This window comes from Nocardioides zeicaulis (genome assembly GCF_042432345.1).
Lineage (GTDB): Bacteria > Actinomycetota > Actinomycetes > Propionibacteriales > Nocardioidaceae > Nocardioides > Nocardioides zeicaulis.
In genome coordinates this window covers 904,148-921,805 of the sequence record NZ_JBHLXH010000001.1, presented here as the reverse complement: position 1 = coordinate 921,805, position 17,658 = coordinate 904,148, and the positions used below count along the sequence as shown (strand labels likewise).

The window sequence follows — 17,658 nt, the reverse complement described above, 5'->3', positions numbered from 1 at the left end:
GAGTCCCGATCTGGTCGCCCGACGCGAGCCCGGCGCGAGCCCGGCGGGGACAACCCACTGGACACCTTCTGGGACAATGGACCCATGGCGAAGGAGCAGGGCCAGAAGCTGGTCGCGCAGAACAAGAAGGCGCGGCACGACTACCACATCGAGGACACGTGGGAGGCGGGCCTGGTGCTCATGGGCACCGAGGTGAAGTCGCTGCGCCAGGGCCGCGCGTCGCTCGTCGACGGGTTCGCCGAGATCGACAACGGCGAGGCGTGGCTGCTCGGCGTCCACATCCCCGAGTACAGCCAGGGCACGTGGACCAACCACGCCGCCCGCCGGCGCCGCAAGCTGCTGCTCAACCGCTCCGAGATCGACAAGATCGAGCGCAAGATCACCGACAAGGGCTACACGATCGTCCCGCTCTCGCTCTACTTCAAGGACGGCCGCGCCAAGGTCGAGATCGCGCTCGCGAAGGGCAAGAAATCCTACGACAAGCGCCACACGCTCGCCGAGCGCACCGCCAACCGCGAGAAGGTCGACGCCCTCCAGCGCCGGCTCAAGGGGCACCGGGACTGAGCGGGTGAGCGATCCCCGCACGTTCGCGACCGAGCTCGGCATCCCCGGGCTGCAGGACCTGCACACCCACTTCCTGCCGCCGCGGGTGATGGCCAAGGTCCGCGCCCAGTTCGACGAGGCCGGCCCGCTCATCGGCCGACCCTGGCCCCTGCACTACCGCGACGAGGACGACGCGCTGGTCGAGGTGCTGCGCTCCTTCGGCGTCCGCCGCTTCACCGCGCTGCCCTACGCCCACCGGCCCGAGATGGCCGAGTTCCTCAACGACTGGGCCGCCGGGTTCGCCGCGCGCGTGCCCGAGTCGGCGGTGTGCGGCACGTTCTTCCCCGAGCCCGGCGTGACGTCGTACGTCAGCGCGCGCAGCGAGACGGTCGAGGTGTGGAAGGTGCACGTGCAGGTCGGGGCGTTCGACGTCACCGACCCGCTGCTCGACGCGGCGTGGGGAGTGGTGGCCGACACCGGCACACCGGTGGTCCTCCACGCCGGCAGCGGACCCGTCGCCACCCCCTACACCGGCCCCGGTCCGGTCGCCGCGCTGCTGCGCCGTCACCCGCGGCTGAGGCTGGTGATCGCCCACGCGGGTGCGCCGGAGTACGCCGACTTCCTTGCCCTCGCCGAGGACCACGAGCGGGTCGCGCTCGACACCACGATGGCCTTCACGCCGTTCTTCGAGGAGATGGGCGGGGCCTACCCGCCCGGGCTGCTGCCGCGGCTGCGCGACCTCGGCCTCGCCGGCAAGGTGCACCTCGGCAGCGACTTCCCGAACATCCCCTATCCCTACGGCGTCCAGCTCGAGGCGCTCGCCCGGCTCGACCTGGGGGACGACTGGCTGCGCGCCGTGTGCTGGGGCAACACCGTCGCCCTCCTCGGCTGACCACCGCTCCGGACCAGACCGCGGGAAGACAGGGGCGCCTCAACCCTTGACGGGGGATAAGTAAGTGCGATGAACTAACTAATGTGACACCGCACACACCAGTCGGACGGCCGCTCCGTCCCCAGGGCAAGCTCCTCCAGGAGGACGCCCGCCGCCACCACCGCTCGCTGCTGCTCCAGCAGCTGTTCCGGGAGGGACCGGCCAGCCGTGCCGACCTCGCCCGGGCGAGCGGCCTGACCCGGGTGACGGTCTCGGACCTGGTCGGCGAGATGCTGGCCGACGGACTGGTGAGCGAGCTCGGAGCCCCCGCCGAGAGCCGGGTCGGCAAGCCCCCCACGCTCGTCGGCCTGGCGGCGGACTCCCACCACGTCCTGGCCCTCGACCTCTCCGAGACCGACCGGATGACCGGCGCCGTGGTCAACCTCGCCGGCACCGTCCTCGCCCACCACACCGTGCACGTCGACGGCGCCGTGGGGGAGGAGGCGGTGGGCCTGGTCGTCCACCTGGTCACCGCGCTGCGGGCGATGACCGAGCGCCCCGTCCTCGGCATTGGCGTCGGCAGCCCGGGCATCGTCGACAGCGCCGGCACCGTGGTCGACGCCCCCAACCTGGCCTGGACCGACCTGGCGCTCGCCGAGCGCCTCGACGACGAGTTCGACCTGCCGGTCTTCGTCGCCAACGACGCGAACACCGCCGTCCTCGGCGAGCACACCTTCGGCGAGTCCGGCGACGGCGGCCTGATGGTGATCCGGGTCGGCACCGGTGTCGGCGCCGGGCTCGTGGTCGGGGGCTCGCTCCTCCATGGCCACCTCGGGGCCGCGGGCGAGATCGGCCACGTCGTGGTCGACCCCGACGGCGAGGAGTGCGCCTGCTCGCGCACCGGCTGCCTGGAGACGATCCTGTCCGCACCGCGCCTGCGCCGGCGTACGTCCGAGCCGGGCGTCGACGGCGCCGCCGTGCTGGCCGAGGTCGGCACCCGCCTGGGCGAGGTCCTCGCCCCCCTCGTGGCCGCGCTCAACCTCCACGAGGTCGTGCTGTCCGGCCCCACAGAGCTGCTCGACGGACCGCTGCTCGACGCAGCGGACCGGACCATCCGCGAACGGACCATGCCGATCAGCTCGGCCGGCCTGACCGTCCGCACCTCCAAGCTGGGCGAGGACGTCGTCGTCGTCGGTGCGGCGGTCCTGGTCCTGGCCGGAGAGCTGGGCGTCTCGTGAGCGCCCGCCCCACCACCCCACCCACCGAGAGGACACCTGTGGTGCGCATCAAGAAGTCGCTGACCGGTCTGGCGGTCACCGCGCTCGCCCTCACCACGCTCGCCGCGTGCGGCAGCGACGACGACCCGTCCGGCAGCAGCAACAACGAGGGGGGACCGGAGTCGGCCGACATCCGGGTCTGGCTCAACGGCACCGACACCCCGCAGGAGGCCCGCGACTGGCTCAAGAAGACCTTCGAGGAGGAGAACCCCGGCTCCACGCTGACCATCGAGCAGCAGGAGTGGGACGGCCTGGTCGAGAAGCTCACCACGTCGCTCTCGAGCGAGTCCGAGACCCCCGACGTCGTCGAGATCGGCAACACCCAGGCCCCGACCTTCACCTCGGCGGGCGCCTTCACCGACATGACCGGCGCGCTCGGCGACCTCGGCGGCGACGACCTGCTGCCCGGCTTCGTCGAAGGCGCCACCATCGACGGCAAGACCTACGCCGTGCCCTACTACGCCGGCTCGAAGTACATCTTCTACCGCAAGGACCTGCTCGAGAAGGCGGGCCTCGAGGTGCCGACGACGCTCGACGAGTTCGTCGACGCCGCGGTCGCGCTCAAGGAGGCCAACCCCAAGCCGGCCAACTTCTCCGGCTTCTGGTTCCCCGGCCAGGACTGGCGCAACGGCGCCGCGTTCGTCTGGGCGGCCGGTGGCGACCTCGCCGTCGACGACGGCGGGGAGTGGAAGGGCGCGCTCGCCTCCGACGAGTCGATCGCCGGCCTGGAGATGGCCCAGCAGCTCTTCGAGGACGCCTCGGGCGCCCCGAAGGACGGCAACGAGGCCGACCCGTGGACGCCGTTCTGCGCCGGTGAGGTCGGGATGATGTCGACGCCCGGCTGGGTCAAGGGCCTGATCGAGGCCGAGGACACCGGCTGCCCGGACACCTTCGCCAAGCAGATGGGCGTCTTCGCGCTCCCCGGCAACGACGGCTCCCCGGCGCCGGTGCTGCTCGGCGGGTCCGACATCGCCATCGCCGCGAAGTCGCCGAACCAGGACCTCGCGCAGAAGGCGGTCGCGCTGATGCTCAGCGACGACTACCAGACGATCATGGCCGAGGCCGGCCTCACGCCCGCCAAGGAGTCGCTCGCCTCGCTGCTCGGCGACGACGAGTACGCCGCCGCGACGATCGAGGCCGCGTCCAACGCCAAGCTCACCCCGGCCGCGCCGGGCTGGGCCAACGTCGAGGGCTCGCGGGTCCTCGAGGACCTGTTCAGCGCCATCGCCCAGGGCGGTGACGTCAAGGAGCTCGCCACGAAGGCCGACGAGCAGATGGACGGCCAGCTCAACGGCTGACCCCCACGGACGGTCCCGGCGGGGGCGGCGCCAGCCGCTGCCCCCGCCGAGGCCTGCCCACGCGATGATGAGGACCGGAGGCGAGGACCCGATGAGCACCCACGGGACGAGCACCACCACCGACCCGCGACCGGACGCACGCCCGGTGCAGGCAGGTCAGCAGGCAGGTCAGCAGGCAGGTCAGCAGGCACGACAGCAGCGAGGAGGGGAGCCGCCGGTGGAACCAGGCACCACCCCGCCGCGCCCGCGCCGCCGCGACCCGCTGCCGTACGTCCTGCTCGTGCCGGCCGTGCTGGCCCTCTGCCTCGCGCTGGGCTACCCCCTCGTGCGCCAGCTGGTGCTGTCGTTCCAGGAGTTCGGGCTGGCCCAGCAGTTCGGGCGGCCGCCGGAGTGGGTGGGCCTGGAGAACTACCGCGCGCTCGTCACCGACGCGTACCTGTGGCGCGTCACCGCCCGCACGGTGGTCTTCTGCCTGGTCAACGCGGCGCTGACCATGGTGCTCGGTGTCGGCCTGGCCGTCGTGATGCGCTCGATGTCGCGGTGGGTGCGCCTGCTCACCCAGACCGGGCTGCTGCTCGCGTGGGCGATGCCGGTGGTCGCGTCGCTGACGGTGTGGCAGTGGCTCTTCGACACCCAGTACGGCGTCGTGAACTACCTCCTCACCCAGCTCGGCGCCGACTACGAGGGCCACGGGTGGCTGCTGCGACCGCTGTCGTTCTTCTTCGTCGCCACCGTCATCGTGGTCTGGATGAGCGTGCCGTTCGTCGCCTTCACGGTGTACGCCGCGCTCACCCAGCTGCCCGAGGAGCTCGAGGAGGCCGCCGAGATCGACGGCGCCAGCGCCCGGCAGCGGCTGACCTCGATCGTGCTGCCCACCATCCGCCCGGTGCTGCTGGTGGTCGGGCTGCTCCAGGTCATCTGGGACCTGCGCGTGTTCACCCAGATCTACATCCTCCAGGAGGCCGGCGGCTCGGCCCGCGACACCAACCTCCTCGGCACCTACATCTACCGCCTCGGCATCGGCGGCGGCGACTTCGGCACCTCGGCGGCCGTGGCGGTCTTCATGCTCGCGCTGACCGTCGTGCTCACCGCGCCCTACGTCCGCGCGATGCTCCGGCAGGAGAGGCAGGCCTGACATGTCCCGCACCGCACCCCGCCCGGTCCGCTGGGCCGCCAACACCGTCGGCCTGGTGGCCTTCGTGCTCGCGGCGTTCCCGGTCTACTGGATGGTCAACAGCTCGTTCCTCGACCGCAACCAGATCCGCAACCCGGTGCCGACCTGGGTGCCGTTCGGCGGCGACCTCGACAACTTCCGCACGGTCTTCTCGACCGGCCAGTTCCTCGACGCGATGCGCACCAGCCTGGTCGTCACCGGGTGCACCCTGGTGATCGCGCTGGCGTTCGCCTTCGTCGCGGCCGTCGCGGTCTCGCGCTTCCGCTTCCGCGGCCGGATCTCCTTCATCGTCACGCTGCTGGTCATCCAGATGATCCCGGCGGAGGGACTGTTCATCTCCCAGTACAAGATGCTGGAGGCGATGGACCTGCTCAACACCGTCGTCGGCCTCACGCTGGTCTACGTCGCCGGCGTGCTGCCCTTCACGATCTGGACGCTGCGCGGCTTCGTCGAGGGCGTGCCCTACGAGCTGGAGGAGGCGGCGATGATGGACGGCTGCACCCGCACCCAGGCGTTCTTCCGGGTCACCTTCCCGCTGCTGGCCCCCGGCCTGGTCGCGACCGGCGTCTTCGGCTTCATCCAGGCGTGGAACGAGTTCACTCTCGCGCTCGTCGTGATGACCCGCGAGGACCACCGCACGCTGCCGCTGTGGCTGTCGACCTTCACCGACGTCAACCGCGGCACCGACTGGGGCGGCATCATGGCCGGCTCCACGCTCATTGCGGTGCCGGTGATCGTCTTCTTCCTCGTCGTGCAGGGGCGGATGGCGAGCGGCCTCACCGCAGGAGCCGTGAAGGGATGACGACCACCCCACGACGTTCTTCTCCTCCGCTGCGCTCCCCCGAACAACGCCGCGGGGACCCCGATGCCCCCGACAGTCTCCAGAGGTTGGCGTTGCAGGTGCTGCTGCCCGGCTTCGAGGGCACCACGCTGCCCGACGACTACCGGGCGCTGCTGGAGCAGGGGCTCGGCGGGGTGTGCTGGTTCGGCAGCAACACCGCCGGCGGCCACGCGGCCACGGCAGCGCTCGGGGCGGCCGTGCGGGCGGCCAACCCCGACGCCGTCATCGCGGTCGACGAGGAGGGCGGCGACGTCAGCCGCCTGCACACCCGCGCCCCCAGCCCCGTGCTCGGAGCGGCGGCGCTCGGCGGCGCGGACGACGTCGACCTCACCGAGGCCGTCGGCGCCTGGGTCGGCCACGAGCTCGCCTCGGTCGGGGTCACCCTCGACCTCGCGCCCGACGCCGACGTCAACAGCGACCCGCGCAACCCCGTGATCGGCACCCGCAGCTTCGGCACGGAGCCCCACCGGGTGGCCGCCCACGTCGCGGCGTGGACCCGCGGGCTGCAGTCCGCGGGCGTCGGCGCCTGCGCCAAGCACTTCCCCGGCCACGGCGACACCGCGACCGACAGCCACCTCGCGCTGCCCCGCGTCGACGTCGACGCCGACACGCTCGCCGCGCGCGAGCTGGTGCCCTTCGACGCGGCGATCGAGGCCGGCACGGTGGCGGTGATGACCTCGCACATCGTGGTGCCCGCGCTCGACCCGGACCGTCCCGCCACCCTCAGCCCGGTGGTGCTCGCGATGCTGCGCGACGTGCTGGAGTTCGACGGGGTGATCGTCAGCGACGCCCTCGACATGGCCGGTGCGTCCGCCGAGGTCGGCATCCCCGAGGCGGCCGTCCAGGCGCTCGTCGCCGGCTGCGACCTGCTCTGCATCGGCCCCGACAAGCCCGCCTCGCTGGTCGAGGAGGTCCGCGACGCCGTCGTGGCCGCGGTCGAGCAGGGCCGCCTCGACGCGGGCCGGCTGGCGGAGTCCGCCGAGCGGGTCCGCGCGATGCGCCTCGAGCGCACCGCCGACATCACGCTGCCCGACCACGACCGCCAGGTCGCGGCGGCGGGCGCGGCGCTGCTGCGCGACGGGGCGCTGCCCGACCTCACCGGTGCCGTCGTCGTGTCGGTGGAGACGACCGCCAACATCGCGGTCGGCGAGGTGGCGTGGGGTGTCGAGCCGGACCACCGCCTCGACCCGGCCGACCTCGCCGGGTCGCTCGCCGGCCTCCCGGACGGACCGCCGCTCGTCGTGCAGGTGCGCGACGCCGGCCGCCGCCCCGAGGTCCTCGACCTCCTCCGCAGCCTCGCCGTGTCGGGTCGCCCCGGCGTCGTCGTGGAGTGGGGCTGGCCCACGCCGTACGACACCGGGTGGCCTCGGATCTGCACCCGCGGCTCGTCCGCGCCCGCCGTCGCCGCCGTCGAGGCGCTGCTGCGCGAGGCGGGGTGGTCGCGGTGAACGCCGACCTGCACCCCGCGCTCGCCGGGTCCCGCTCGGTCGGGCTCGACATCGGCGGCACCAAGACCCACGGCGTGGTCCTCGACGCCGACGGCTCGGTGCTGGCGCAGGTGCGCCTGCCCACCGAGCCGGGCGCCGACGGGGTCGTCGCGACCGCGCACGCGGTCTTCGAGTCGCTGCGCACGGAGACCGGTCTCGCGCTCGACGGCCGCCTCGGCGTGGGTGTCCCGGGCCTGGTCGACGTCGGCCGCGGGGTGCTGCGCCACGCGGTCAACCTCGGCGTCGACGGCGCCGACCTGCCGCTGCGCGACCTGCTCTCCGAGCTGCTCGGCCGGCCGGTGGCGGTGGAGAACGACGTCAACGCCGCCGCGCTGGCCGCGAGCGCGCTCACCGGTGCGGACGACGTGGTCTACCTCAGCCTCGGCACCGGCCTCGCCGCCGGCCTGGTCCTCGACGGCCGGCTGCGACGCGGTCCGCACGGAGCGGCGGGCGAGATCGGGCACGTGCCCGTCGACCCGGCCGGCGAGGTGTGCGGCTGCGGCCAGCGCGGCTGCCTGGAGACGTTCGCCTCGGGTCGCGCCCTCGCCCGCGCCTGGCCGACGACGCGCGGCTTCCCCTCGACCGCGCTCTTCTCCGCGGCCGACGCCGGCGACGAGAAGGCCGTCGCCGTGCGTGACCGGTACTGCTGGGGCGTGGCGAGCGCGGTGCGCGTGCTGGGCCTGACGATCGACCCCGAGCGCATCGTGGTCGGCGGCGGCGTCGCCGAGGTCGGCGAGCCGCTGCGCCGCGGCGTGGTCGACCAGCTCGCGCGGCTGGGGGAGGGGTCGCCGTTCCTGGCCTCGCTCGAGCTCGGGGAGCGGCTGGTCATGGTGCCGCCCGGCTTCCCGGTCTCGGCGGTCGGCGCGGCGATCCGCGGGCGCTGACAGGGCCGGCGGGGCACGGAGCACGGACGCCGGTTCGGCCCGGCTCGCTAGGTTGAGCGCGTGATCGACGTCCTGCTCGTGCTCGCGTTCATCCTCGTCGGGGGTGTGTTCGCGGCGACCGAGATCGCCCTGGTGTCGCTGCGCGCCGGCCAGGTCGACCGTCTGGAGGCCGAGGGCGGCCGCGGCCACGCCGTCGCGTCCCTCGCCCGCGATCCCAACCGCTTCCTGTCCGCGGTGCAGATCGGCGTCACCGTCGCCGGCTTCTTCTCCGCCGCGTTCGGCGCCTCGACGCTCGCGCCGTCGTTCGCGCCGGCGTTCGAGGGCGCCGGCGTGCCGGGCCCCGAGACCGTCTCCCTCGTGGTCACGACCCTGGTGGTGTCCTACCTCTCGCTCGTGCTCGGCGAGCTGGTGCCCAAGCGGCTCGCGCTCCAGCGCTCGGTCGGGGTGTCCAAGCTCTTCGCGCCGCCGCTCGGCGTCTTCGCCCGCGTGATGACGCCGGTGATCTGGCTGCTCTCGCTGTCGACCGACGCGCTCGTCAAGGTGCTCGGTGGCAACCCCGACGCCTCCGGCGACGAGGTCGACGAGGACGAGCTGCGGATGATGATCTCGGGCCACGAGGACATCCCCGAGGACGAGCGCAAGCTGGTCGACGACGTCTTCGACGCCGGTGACCGGTCGCTGAGCGAGGTGATGAAGCCGCGCGGTGACGTGGTTTTCCTCCGCGGCGACCTCACGCTCGCCGACGCCGTGCAGGTCATCGCCTCCGAGCCCTACACGCGCTACCCCGTCACCGGCCAGAGCTTCGACGAGGTGCTGGGCTACCTCCACCTCCGCGACGTGCTCGGCCACGCCGACGACCGCACCCGCACCGTCGCCGACCTCGCCCGCGACCTCCCCGTGCTCCCGCGCACCAACCGCGTGCTGCCCTCCATCGACCAGCTGCGCCGCCTCGGCGCCCACATCGCGCTCGTCGTCGACGAGTACGGCGGCACCGACGGCATCGTCACGCTCGAGGACCTGATGGAGGAGCTGGTCGGCGAGATCCGCGACGAGTACGACCGCGACGCCGAGCTCGAGGCCTCGGCCGACCCCGAGACCTACGATGCCGGACTCACCATCGAGGACTTCGCGGACCGCTCCGGCGTCGCGCTCCAGGACGGGCCCTACGAGACGGTCGCCGGCTACGTGCTCCACCGGCTCGCCCGGATGGCCGACGTCGCCGACCGCGTCGCGGCGGGCGACCACCTGCTCGAGGTCGCGGAGGTCGACGGGCACCGGATCACCCGGGTGCGCCTGCACCAGCCGCTGGAGCCCGAGCCGCAGCCCGCCGCGGCCGAGGACTGAGGTCCTCCCGGACCCTCGGGGGAATGCGCGCGACGGCTGTCGGCGTTGACCCGTATGATCGAGTCACAACTCAAGAGGGGCTGATCGGTTTCGACTTGGGACGTTAGTTCCAGGGGAAGCGGGTCGAGAAGCCAGCGTCATCTCGTTAATGTCCGCTGGAAATCCATAGTTGCCAACTCCAAGCGCAACGACTTCGCTCTCGCTGCCTGAGCAGTGATCGAAGGGTCTGACCGGGCATCCGTCTCCGTCCCGGACCCAGGCCTCATCTAGGAGACTTGCTGGTCACTCTCTGTCAGGAGGGGTGACCGGGACTCTTTCCTGACTGAGCCCGTCGGTGACGTGTCTGTGCGAGCACCGGGGCCGAGAAAAGCGACATCACCGACTGCACCCGGAGAAGACCTGGATCGGCGCTCGAGGACCGGGGTTCGATTCCCCGCAGCTCCACCAGCACCAGCCAGCACCAGCCCTCATGAGACACCACACGACGCCCCGGCGGGCTTCCCGCCGGGGCGTCGTGCTGCTCCGGCTCAATCGGCCGGAGGGGCGACCGAGGCGTCCGTGCGCCCCGAGCGGGTGAGCGCGTCGGCGACGAAGCCGTCGGCCTTCAGCTCCTCCACGAGGTCGTGGACGAAGGCGACAGCGGCGTCGCTGCGCGAGCGCGGGATGCCGACGGCCTGCCGGATCTCCATGAAGTGCGGCTCCAGCACGCGCAGGCCGGGACGGGCGGCGACGAGGTCGGTCACCGGCTGCCGGATCCCGGCGCCGACCTCGAGGCCCTCGTCGAGGAAGACCGTGGTGCCCTCGCTGCCGCGCACCACCTCGGCCTGCGTCAGGGTGCGGGTCAGGTGGAGGTCGTAGGCCGACCCCTTCTTCACCCCGACCCGCACGCCGGGCCGGTCGACGTCGTCGGCGGTCGCGAGCGGCGAGCCGTCCGCGACGACGAAGACGCCCTCGATGACGGCGTACGGCGCGGAGAAGGCGATCGCCTCGGCGCGGGCGGGGTCGACGGCGAGGAAGCACACGTCGGCGCGGCCGTCCTCGACCGCCGCGAACGAGTCACGGGCGGCGTCGAAGCACAGGAGCTCGACCGGCACGCCGAGCCGGGCGCCGAGCGCGCGCGCGAGGTCGACCGTGACGCCGGCGGGGTCGTCGGGCGTGCCCTGGGCGAGCACGGGGTTGCCGAGGTTGATCGAGGCGCGCAGGCTGCCGGTCGGGGCGAGCTCGTGGGCGAGGTCGTGGGTGAGCATGTCGCCATCGTGGCAGGGGCGGCGTGACGCGCGGTGGCGCCGTTCGACGGGTCAGCGGGGGCCGGTGGCGGTCCAGGGCGTGGTGCGGACCATGTCGAGCGCGCGCTGGGCGACGAAGGGGTCGGCCTGGTTGAACAGCCAGGGGCGGCCGAACCACACGAAGCCGTCGACGTACTGGGCCGCGATCCGGCGCTGCGCGGCGGGCAGGCCCCACTGGGGGTCGGCGGGGCGCGGGGTGGGCGGGATGCCGGGGGTGACGCAGCGCTTCATCTTCCGGGTCGTGCACGTGCGGGCGTTGTTCTTCAGGTCCTTCTTCGTCGCCGGGACGATGTCGGGCCACATCGTCGGGCGGCCGGACTTCGCGGTGTCGACGATGAAGTGCTTCTCGCCGTAGCCGTCGGCGGCGAGGATCTGGAGGATCTCGGTGCCGCGGTCGATGTTCTCGACCGGCCCGGTGTAGTGGGTGGAGTCGAGGGCGAACCCGCGGGCGTACTGGATGCCCGAGAGCTCGAGGATCTTCGCGCAGCTCGTGGACTGCTGCGACGTGCCGTTCTCGCACCAGTCGGCGGCACCGGCGTCGATGTAGACGCTCGTGTTCGGCAGCGCGCTCAGCGTCTGGGTGGCCCAGGTCAGCAGCTCGGACTTCTGCTTGCGGTCGGGGGCGCAGAGCAGGAACGGCCCGTCGGGCTGCATCACGACGAGGGCGTGCGCCTCGCCGATGCCCGCGGCGAGCTGAGAGACCCACGCGCGGTAGCTCGCGGCCTCGGCGGGGGTGGTGGGCCGGGTGCAGGCCTCGCCCTCCCACGGCACCATCCGGAAGACCGCCATCTGCACCAGCGCCTCGGGATCGCCGTCCTGCGAGGACGCGACGTAGTCGGTGACGGTGCTGCGGATCGAGGTGTCGGGCACGAACGCGCCGTACCACTTGGTGCGCGGGCGCTCGGCGATCGTTGCGAGCGCGGCCTTTGTGGCACCGGTCGCCTCGGTCCAGGGGCGCCACACCTGGTCCTGCGGCCCCTCGTACGCGCCCCACACCCGGCCGGCGAGCGGGTTGGTCGGGTTCTGCTGGTGCGGCGCGACCGGTCCGAGCCACACCGGCTGCGCGGCCCGCGCACGCGCGGCGCCGTCGGCCGAGGAGGAGGACGAGGAGGGGGAGTAGGAGGACGACGCGGCCCCGACCCGGTCGCGGTCCGGGACGACGGCGTCCGCGTGGGTCGCGGCCACCGGCACGGCGAGGAGGGCGGCGGAGGAGAGGACGCGGGCGAGGAGGCGGGCGGGGAGCATGGTGCTGCCATGGTGCGCGAGCCCGACGCGCGCTGTGGGTGTTTTGTGGATTTCGGTCCGACGGCAGGATGGGCCCGTGAGCACCGAGTCGTTCGACACGCTGGCCCGTCTGCTGGACGAGCGCTGGACCTGTCGCCAGTTCCGTCCCGACCCGGTGCCGGACGCCGACATCGAGCGGCTCCTGGCCCTGGCGCAGCGCACGCCGTCGTGGTGCAACACCCAGCCCTGGCAGGTCGACGTCACCAGCGGCGCGGCCACCGACCGGTTCCGCGCGGCGCTGGCCGAGCACGTGATGGCCCACCCGCAGCACCCCGACCTCGCCTTCCCGCCGGCCTACGACGGCGTCTACCGCGACCGCCGCCGCGAGTGCGGCTTCCAGCTCTACGACAGCGTCGGCATCGCGAAGGACGACGCCGGGCGGCGCCTCGAGCAGACCCTGCGCAACTTCGAGCTCTTCGACGCCCCCCACGTCGCGCTCGTCACGACCGAGGCCGACCTCGGCACCTACGGCGCCATCGACTGCGGGCTCTGGGTGCAGTCGTTCCTGCTCGGCGCGCAGGCGCTCGGCCTCGCAGCCGCGCCCCAGGCGGCGCTGGCGGCGTACCCCTCGCTCGTCCGCGAGCACTTCGGCCTGCCCGACAACCGCCTCGTGGTCGTCGGGATCTCCTTCGGGTACGCCGACACCGACCACCCGGTCAACCGGTTCCGCACCTCGCGCGCCGGGCTCGACGACGTCGTGCGCCGGCACCGCTACTGACGGCTCAGACCTCGCGTGCCGCGGCGGGCGCGGCACCGGGCTCGGGGTGCAGGAGGGCGGCGAGCGCCTCGACCCCGTCGACCAGCCGCGGACCCGGCCGGGCGAAGTGCCCGTCGGCGTCGACCGCCCACACGGGCAGGTCGGGGAAGTGGTGGCGTACGCCGGCCGCGAGCCCGGCGCTTCCGTCGAGGTCGAAGCCGCACGGCGCCACGACCACCACGTCGGGGGCCGACGCGGTCGCCTCCTCCCACGTCGTGCGCCCGGAGCGCGCCCCCGCCGTCCCGAGCGTCGGCTCGCCGCCGGCGAGGGTGACCATCTCCGGGATCCAGTGCCCGGGGGTGAAGGGCGGATCGGTCCACTCCAGCACCAGCACGCGGGGTCGCGGGCGACCCGCGACGCGTGCAGCGACCGCCGCCAGGCGCCCCCGCAACGAGGAGACCAGCGCGGCCGCCTGCTCCTCGCGCCCGGTCAGGCGACCGACCTCGGTGACCGTGCCGAGCACGTCGTCCATGGTGTGCGGGTCGAGCGTGGCCACCTGCGCCCGGCAGCCGAGGTGGGCCAGCGCGTCGTCCACGGTGTCGACGTCGACCGCGCACACGGCACAGAGGTCCTGCGTCACGACCAGGTCGGCGTCGAGGTCGGCGAGCGCACCCGCGTCGAGGCGGTAGAGGTCCTCGCCGCGTGCCATGGCCGCGGTGACGAAGTCGTCGATCTCGCCCGGGGAGAGGTCCTCCGGCATGGCCGAGGTCGACACCACGCGGCGCTCGCGCGCAGCGGGCGGGTGGTCGCACTCGAAGGTCACGCCCACGACGTCGTCACCGGCGCCGACGGCGAAGAGGATCTCCGTGGCGGAGGGGATCAGCGAGACGATGCGCACCGGGCGAGCCTAGGCGCTCGCCCGGCGGTTGTCGGTGGCGGCTGGTAGGACTCGACCATGGACGACAGCGCCCTCCCGCTCTTCGGCGACGGCGACGGTCGTGCCTCCGGGGTGGACGAGACGTTCGGCACCGCACACCGGGTGCGGCTCGACGCGCACTCCTGGGTGGAGCACGTCCCGGGCTGGCTTCTCGGCGCCGACGCCGACGAGCTGTTCCGGGACCTGCTCGCGGGAGCCGACTGGCAGCAGCGCTCGCGCTGGATGTACGGCACGAGGCTCGAGGAGCCCCGCCTGACCGCTGAGCACCCCGACCTCGACGGCGCCCCCGAGGCGCTGCGACACATGGCGCGTGCGCTGACCGCGCACTACGGCGTCGCCTACGACCGCCTGTGGATCAACCTCTACCGGACCCACCGCGACAGCACCGGATGGCACGGCGACGGTGCCTCGGCGCGCCGGCGCGAGTGCATCGTCCCGGTGCTGAGCCTGGGCGCCCCGCGGCGTTTCCTGGTGCGGCCGACGCAGGGCGGCCCGAGCCGGACGTTCCGGCCACTGGCCGGTGACCTGATCGTGATGGGTGGCCGTTGCCAGGTCGACTGGCGCCACTCGGTGCCCAAGGACGCCGGCCCCTCCGGCCCGCGCATCAGCGTGAACTTCGCGGCGTCGAGCCAGTCCCGACCCGACTGAGGCGGGGCGCGCCTGACCGGTCGCTCAGCTGCCCTCGGCCTGCCGCCTACGCCGGGTGTCCCACGCCTTCCTCGCCGCGCGGCTGCGCCGCTCCCGGGCGCGCTCGGCGTCGGCGAGGAGGCGTTCGGCGGCACGCTGCTCGCGCCTCGCGGCGTTCTCCGCCTTGCGGCGCTCGGCCTCGACGACCGCGGGGGAGCGGACGGGCCAGACGTAGGGGAGGTCGTCGGGCACGTCGGGGAACAGCGGTCGGTAGAAGTCGGGGTCCTTGCGCACGAGCGCCGACTGGTGGCTGCGGTGGAGGTCGGGGTCGCCGAGCCAGGGTGGGAGCGCGCCCGCCGCGGCCAGCTCGTCCTGCGACCGGATCGACGTCACGCCGGCCGTGGCCAGGTCGGCGGCGATCGTGGCCGCACAGGTGTCGCCGTGGCCGAGGTCGAGCCACGCCTGGCAGCACGCCAGGCCGTAGCGGCCGAGCGCCTCCTCGTGGCCGCGCCACATCAGCGCAGCGGGGTGGTGGCGCCAGGCGTAGTCCGCGACCGTCAGCGCGCGCACGACCTGGATCACCTCGACGCGCTGCTTGCCCATCCGCTTCTGGTCAAGCGCGCGCACCGAGGCGGCGAAGTCGGCGTACGGGAGGAACGTCTGCACCTCCTCGACCCTAGGCACGCCCGCGGGGCCGCGCCCCACCCCGATGACGGGTCGCGCCGTCGGTGGCTGCGGGCAGACTGGCCGCCATGAGCGACTGCGTCTTCTGCCAGATCGTCGCCGGCGAGCTCCCCGGGCACGTCGTGCTCGAGACCGACGACCTGGTGGCGTTCCTCGACACCCGGCCCGTCTTCAAGGGCCACGTCCTGCTGGTCCCGCGCGAGCACGTCGAGACGCTGCCCGACCTGCCCGCCGACCTGCGCGACGGCTTCCTGGCCGCAGCCCAGCGCCTCGCGACGGCCGTCAAGGACGGGCTCGGCGCACAGGGGTCGTTCGTCGCGATCAACAACACGGTGAGCCAGTCGGTGCCCCACCTGCACCTGCACGTCGTGCCGCGCACCAAGGGCGACGGGCTGCGGGGGTTCTTCTGGCCACGCACGAAGTACGCCGACGGCGAGGCCGAGGCCCACGCCGAACGCCTCCGGGACGCCCTGGCCTGAGCCCGGGCTGGTCAGCCGCGCGAGCCGACCTGGTCGGGGTCGTCGTCGGATACCCGGCCCACCGGCACGGGGGCGGCGAGGTCGACCGCCCCGCGGAAGGTCCAGGGCTGCTCGCGCTTGGCCAGGGGGTTGCCGGTGGCGACGGCGGCGATGACGAACGCCGCGGTGCCCACCACGATGCCGGCCAGCACGTCGGCGAAGTAGTGCCAGCCGAGGTAGACCGTCGCCATCATCGTGAGGGCGAGGAAGGTCCACGCAGCCACCCGGAGCGCGCGGGGAAGGCGCATCACCTCGACCATGAGGCAGATCGTCACCATCACCCCCACGTGCAGCGAGGCGAACGCCGCGATCGTCTGGACGGCGTGGGTGTCCCACGGCCCGGCCAGCACCTCGACGCGGTCGGCCAGCAGCGCGTCGCGCACGGACGTGTTGGGCGTGTGGGCCAGGGAGTCGAACCACTCCGGGCGGGCGTACGTCGGGCCGAGCGAGGGCACCGCGTAGTAGAGGATCGCGCCGATCATCCAGTCCATCGAGACCGCGGTGACGTACCAGGCGCCGGCCGTCGAGCGGCGCGTCCAGACCAGCGCGATCGCCAGGCTCGCCGGCACCAGCCCGATCCAGATCAGGTAGACCGAGGCGGCCACCCAGTTGGCGACGCCGGTGCCGAGGACGCCGTGCAGCACCACGGCCGGGTCGTGGCCCAGCCACATCGCGTGGTCGATCCGCTCGAGCGCCGGGTCGGCCAGCCGGTCGGTGACGAACGGGACGTAGCTCTTGAGGTTGCGGAACGCGACGTAGGCGACGTACCAGGTCACCAGGCCACTCAGGGTGAAGGCCCACTGCTCGCGGTCCCAGCGCTCGACGGCCACCGAGCGGAGGCTCACCCGCGCGCCGCCGCGCCGGCGCAGCAGCACCCACCGCGCCAGGATGTCGAGGACCACGGCCGCCCCGACGATCACTGGGAGCCGGAACCACGTGGGCAACGAGGCTCCGTCGGGGTCGCGCAGCGGGAGGTGGTGGGTCCACGCGACGAGCGCCGCCACCACCGCCATCACGACGGCCACCACTGCTGCGGCCCTGAACTCACGCCTGCCCATCCCCGAACCGTACCCAGTGGCGAGGGTCGGTAGCCTCGGCGACGTCCTCAACACCCCCAGAACTCAGGAGTCCAGATGGGTCGTTTCGACGGGCGGGTCGCCGTCATCACCGGAGCAGCGCGAGGGATCGGCTTCGGCATCGCGCAGCGCTTCGCGAGCGAGGGCGCCTCGATCGCGGTCCTCGACCTCGACGAGGCAGCCGCTCAGGAGGCCGCCGGCCGCCTCGAGCTCACCGAGGGCGCCAGGGCCGTCGGCATCGCCTGCGACGTGGTCGACGGCGCCGCCGCGGAGGCGGCCGTGCAGCGCGTCGTGGACGAGCTCGGTGGGATCCACGTCCTCGTCAACAACGCCGGCGTCACCCGCGACAACCTGCTCTTCAAGATGACCGAGGAGGACTGGGACATCGTGATGGGCGTCCACCTCAAGGGCGTCTTCAACATGACCAAGGCCGCGCAGTCGCGGTTCGTGGAGCAGAAGTACGGCAAGATCCTCAACCTCTCCAGCGTCTCCGCGCTCGGCAACCGCGGCCAGGCCAACTACTCGGCCGCCAAGATGGGCATCCAGGGCCTGACCCGCACCCTCGGCATCGAGCTCGGTCCCTTCGGCATCAACGCCAACGCGATCGCGCCGGGCTTCATCGCCACCGAGATGACCGACGCCACCGCGCGGCGCCTCAAGATGGAGCCGGAGGAGCTGCAGCGGCTCAACGCCGAGGCCACCCCGGTGCGCCGGGTGGGCCAGCCCGAGGACATCGCCGCCGCGGCCGCCTTCCTGTGCAGCGACGAGGCGTCCTTCGTCACCGGGCAGACGCTCTACGTCGACGGCGGGCGCAAGCTCGGCTGAGACGA

18 protein-coding genes and 1 other RNA gene are annotated in these 17,658 nt (G+C 73.1%); 14 read left to right on the top strand and 5 right to left on the bottom strand.

Annotated features, from left to right (window positions below; all coding sequences use genetic code 11):
* Positions 1-84: 84 nt before the first annotated feature.
* The 10 genes from smpB (at position 85) to ssrA (ending at position 10,166) form a co-directional block, all read left to right on the top strand.
* Positions 85-564, top strand: coding sequence for an SsrA-binding protein SmpB (gene smpB, locus ACFFJG_RS04595; RefSeq protein WP_378517421.1), 480 nt, complete (start codon positions 85-87; stop codon positions 562-564).
* Positions 565-568: 4 nt separating this feature from the next.
* Positions 569-1,435, top strand: a complete 867-nt coding sequence (locus ACFFJG_RS04590) for an amidohydrolase family protein (protein ID WP_378517420.1) — start codon at positions 569-571, stop codon at positions 1,433-1,435.
* Between the two features lie 83 nt (positions 1,436-1,518).
* Positions 1,519-2,652, top strand: a complete 1,134-nt coding sequence (locus tag ACFFJG_RS04585) for an ROK family transcriptional regulator (RefSeq protein WP_378517419.1) — start codon at positions 1,519-1,521, stop codon at positions 2,650-2,652.
* A gap of 41 nt (positions 2,653-2,693) precedes the next feature.
* A complete protein-coding gene (locus ACFFJG_RS04580; RefSeq protein WP_378517418.1) occupies positions 2,694-3,989 on the top strand; it encodes an extracellular solute-binding protein in 1,296 nt (431 codons plus the stop codon).
* A 217-nt stretch (positions 3,990-4,206) separates the two neighbouring features.
* The gene (locus ACFFJG_RS04575; RefSeq protein WP_378517417.1) at positions 4,207-5,124 is read left to right on the top strand and encodes a carbohydrate ABC transporter permease; all 918 of its coding nucleotides are present in this window, start codon (positions 4,207-4,209) and stop codon (positions 5,122-5,124) included.
* A gap of 1 nt (position 5,125) precedes the next feature.
* Positions 5,126-5,965: a carbohydrate ABC transporter permease gene (locus ACFFJG_RS04570; protein WP_378517416.1), complete on the top strand. Its 840-nt coding sequence runs from the start codon at positions 5,126-5,128 to the stop codon at positions 5,963-5,965.
* Between the two features lie 86 nt (positions 5,966-6,051).
* A complete protein-coding gene (locus ACFFJG_RS04565) occupies positions 6,052-7,452 on the top strand; it encodes a glycoside hydrolase family 3 protein (protein ID WP_378517415.1) in 1,401 nt (466 codons plus the stop codon).
* Positions 7,449-8,375, top strand: coding sequence for an ROK family protein (locus ACFFJG_RS04560; protein ID WP_378517414.1), 927 nt, complete (start codon positions 7,449-7,451; stop codon positions 8,373-8,375). The genes ACFFJG_RS04565 and ACFFJG_RS04560 overlap by 4 nt, the downstream gene beginning before the upstream one ends.
* Before the next feature lie 60 nt (positions 8,376-8,435).
* Positions 8,436-9,719 (top strand): hemolysin family protein, encoded by a 1,284-nt coding sequence (locus ACFFJG_RS04555; protein ID WP_378517413.1) that lies wholly within the window; start codon positions 8,436-8,438, stop codon positions 9,717-9,719.
* 76 nt (positions 9,720-9,795) lie between these two features.
* Positions 9,796-10,166: a transfer-messenger RNA gene (gene ssrA / locus ACFFJG_RS04550) on the top strand.
* An 80-nt stretch (positions 10,167-10,246) separates the two neighbouring features.
* Here the strand turns inward: ssrA and ACFFJG_RS04545 are convergent.
* The gene (locus tag ACFFJG_RS04545) at positions 10,247-10,966 is read right to left on the bottom strand and encodes a transporter substrate-binding domain-containing protein (protein ID WP_378517412.1); all 720 of its coding nucleotides are present in this window, start codon (positions 10,964-10,966) and stop codon (positions 10,247-10,249) included.
* Between the two features lie 51 nt (positions 10,967-11,017).
* Complete coding sequence (locus ACFFJG_RS04540; protein ID WP_378517411.1) at positions 11,018-12,250, bottom strand: glycoside hydrolase family 6 protein; 1,233 nt, start codon at positions 12,248-12,250, stop codon at positions 11,018-11,020.
* A 76-nt stretch (positions 12,251-12,326) separates the two neighbouring features.
* Here ACFFJG_RS04540 and ACFFJG_RS04535 point away from each other — a divergent pair, with 76 nt between their 5' ends.
* The gene (locus tag ACFFJG_RS04535) at positions 12,327-13,007 is read left to right on the top strand and encodes a nitroreductase (protein WP_378517410.1); all 681 of its coding nucleotides are present in this window, start codon (positions 12,327-12,329) and stop codon (positions 13,005-13,007) included.
* A 4-nt stretch (positions 13,008-13,011) separates the two neighbouring features.
* Here the strand turns inward: ACFFJG_RS04535 and ACFFJG_RS04530 are convergent, their stop codons facing one another.
* Complete coding sequence (locus tag ACFFJG_RS04530; RefSeq protein ID WP_378517409.1) at positions 13,012-13,884, bottom strand: cobalamin-binding protein; 873 nt, start codon at positions 13,882-13,884, stop codon at positions 13,012-13,014.
* 57 nt (positions 13,885-13,941) lie between these two features.
* Here ACFFJG_RS04530 and ACFFJG_RS04525 point away from each other — a divergent pair, with 57 nt between their 5' ends.
* A complete protein-coding gene (locus ACFFJG_RS04525) occupies positions 13,942-14,571 on the top strand; it encodes an alpha-ketoglutarate-dependent dioxygenase AlkB (protein WP_378517408.1) in 630 nt (209 codons plus the stop codon).
* 24 nt (positions 14,572-14,595) lie between these two features.
* On the opposite strand, the gene ACFFJG_RS04520 is transcribed toward ACFFJG_RS04525, so the two are convergent.
* Positions 14,596-15,216: an MSMEG_6728 family protein gene (locus ACFFJG_RS04520; RefSeq protein WP_378517407.1), complete on the bottom strand. Its 621-nt coding sequence runs from the start codon at positions 15,214-15,216 to the stop codon at positions 14,596-14,598.
* An 86-nt stretch (positions 15,217-15,302) separates the two neighbouring features.
* Here ACFFJG_RS04520 and ACFFJG_RS04515 point away from each other — a divergent pair, with 86 nt between their 5' ends.
* Positions 15,303-15,713: an HIT family protein gene (locus ACFFJG_RS04515; RefSeq protein WP_378517406.1), complete on the top strand. Its 411-nt coding sequence runs from the start codon at positions 15,303-15,305 to the stop codon at positions 15,711-15,713.
* An 11-nt stretch (positions 15,714-15,724) separates the two neighbouring features.
* On the opposite strand, the gene ACFFJG_RS04510 is transcribed toward ACFFJG_RS04515, so the two are convergent.
* Complete coding sequence (locus ACFFJG_RS04510; protein ID WP_378517405.1) at positions 15,725-16,810, bottom strand: phosphatase PAP2 family protein; 1,086 nt, start codon at positions 16,808-16,810, stop codon at positions 15,725-15,727.
* A gap of 75 nt (positions 16,811-16,885) precedes the next feature.
* On the opposite strand from ACFFJG_RS04510, the gene ACFFJG_RS04505 reads away from it, so the two are divergent.
* The gene (locus ACFFJG_RS04505) at positions 16,886-17,653 is read left to right on the top strand and encodes an SDR family NAD(P)-dependent oxidoreductase (protein WP_378517404.1); all 768 of its coding nucleotides are present in this window, start codon (positions 16,886-16,888) and stop codon (positions 17,651-17,653) included.
* The last annotated feature ends 5 nt before the right edge of the window (positions 17,654-17,658 follow it).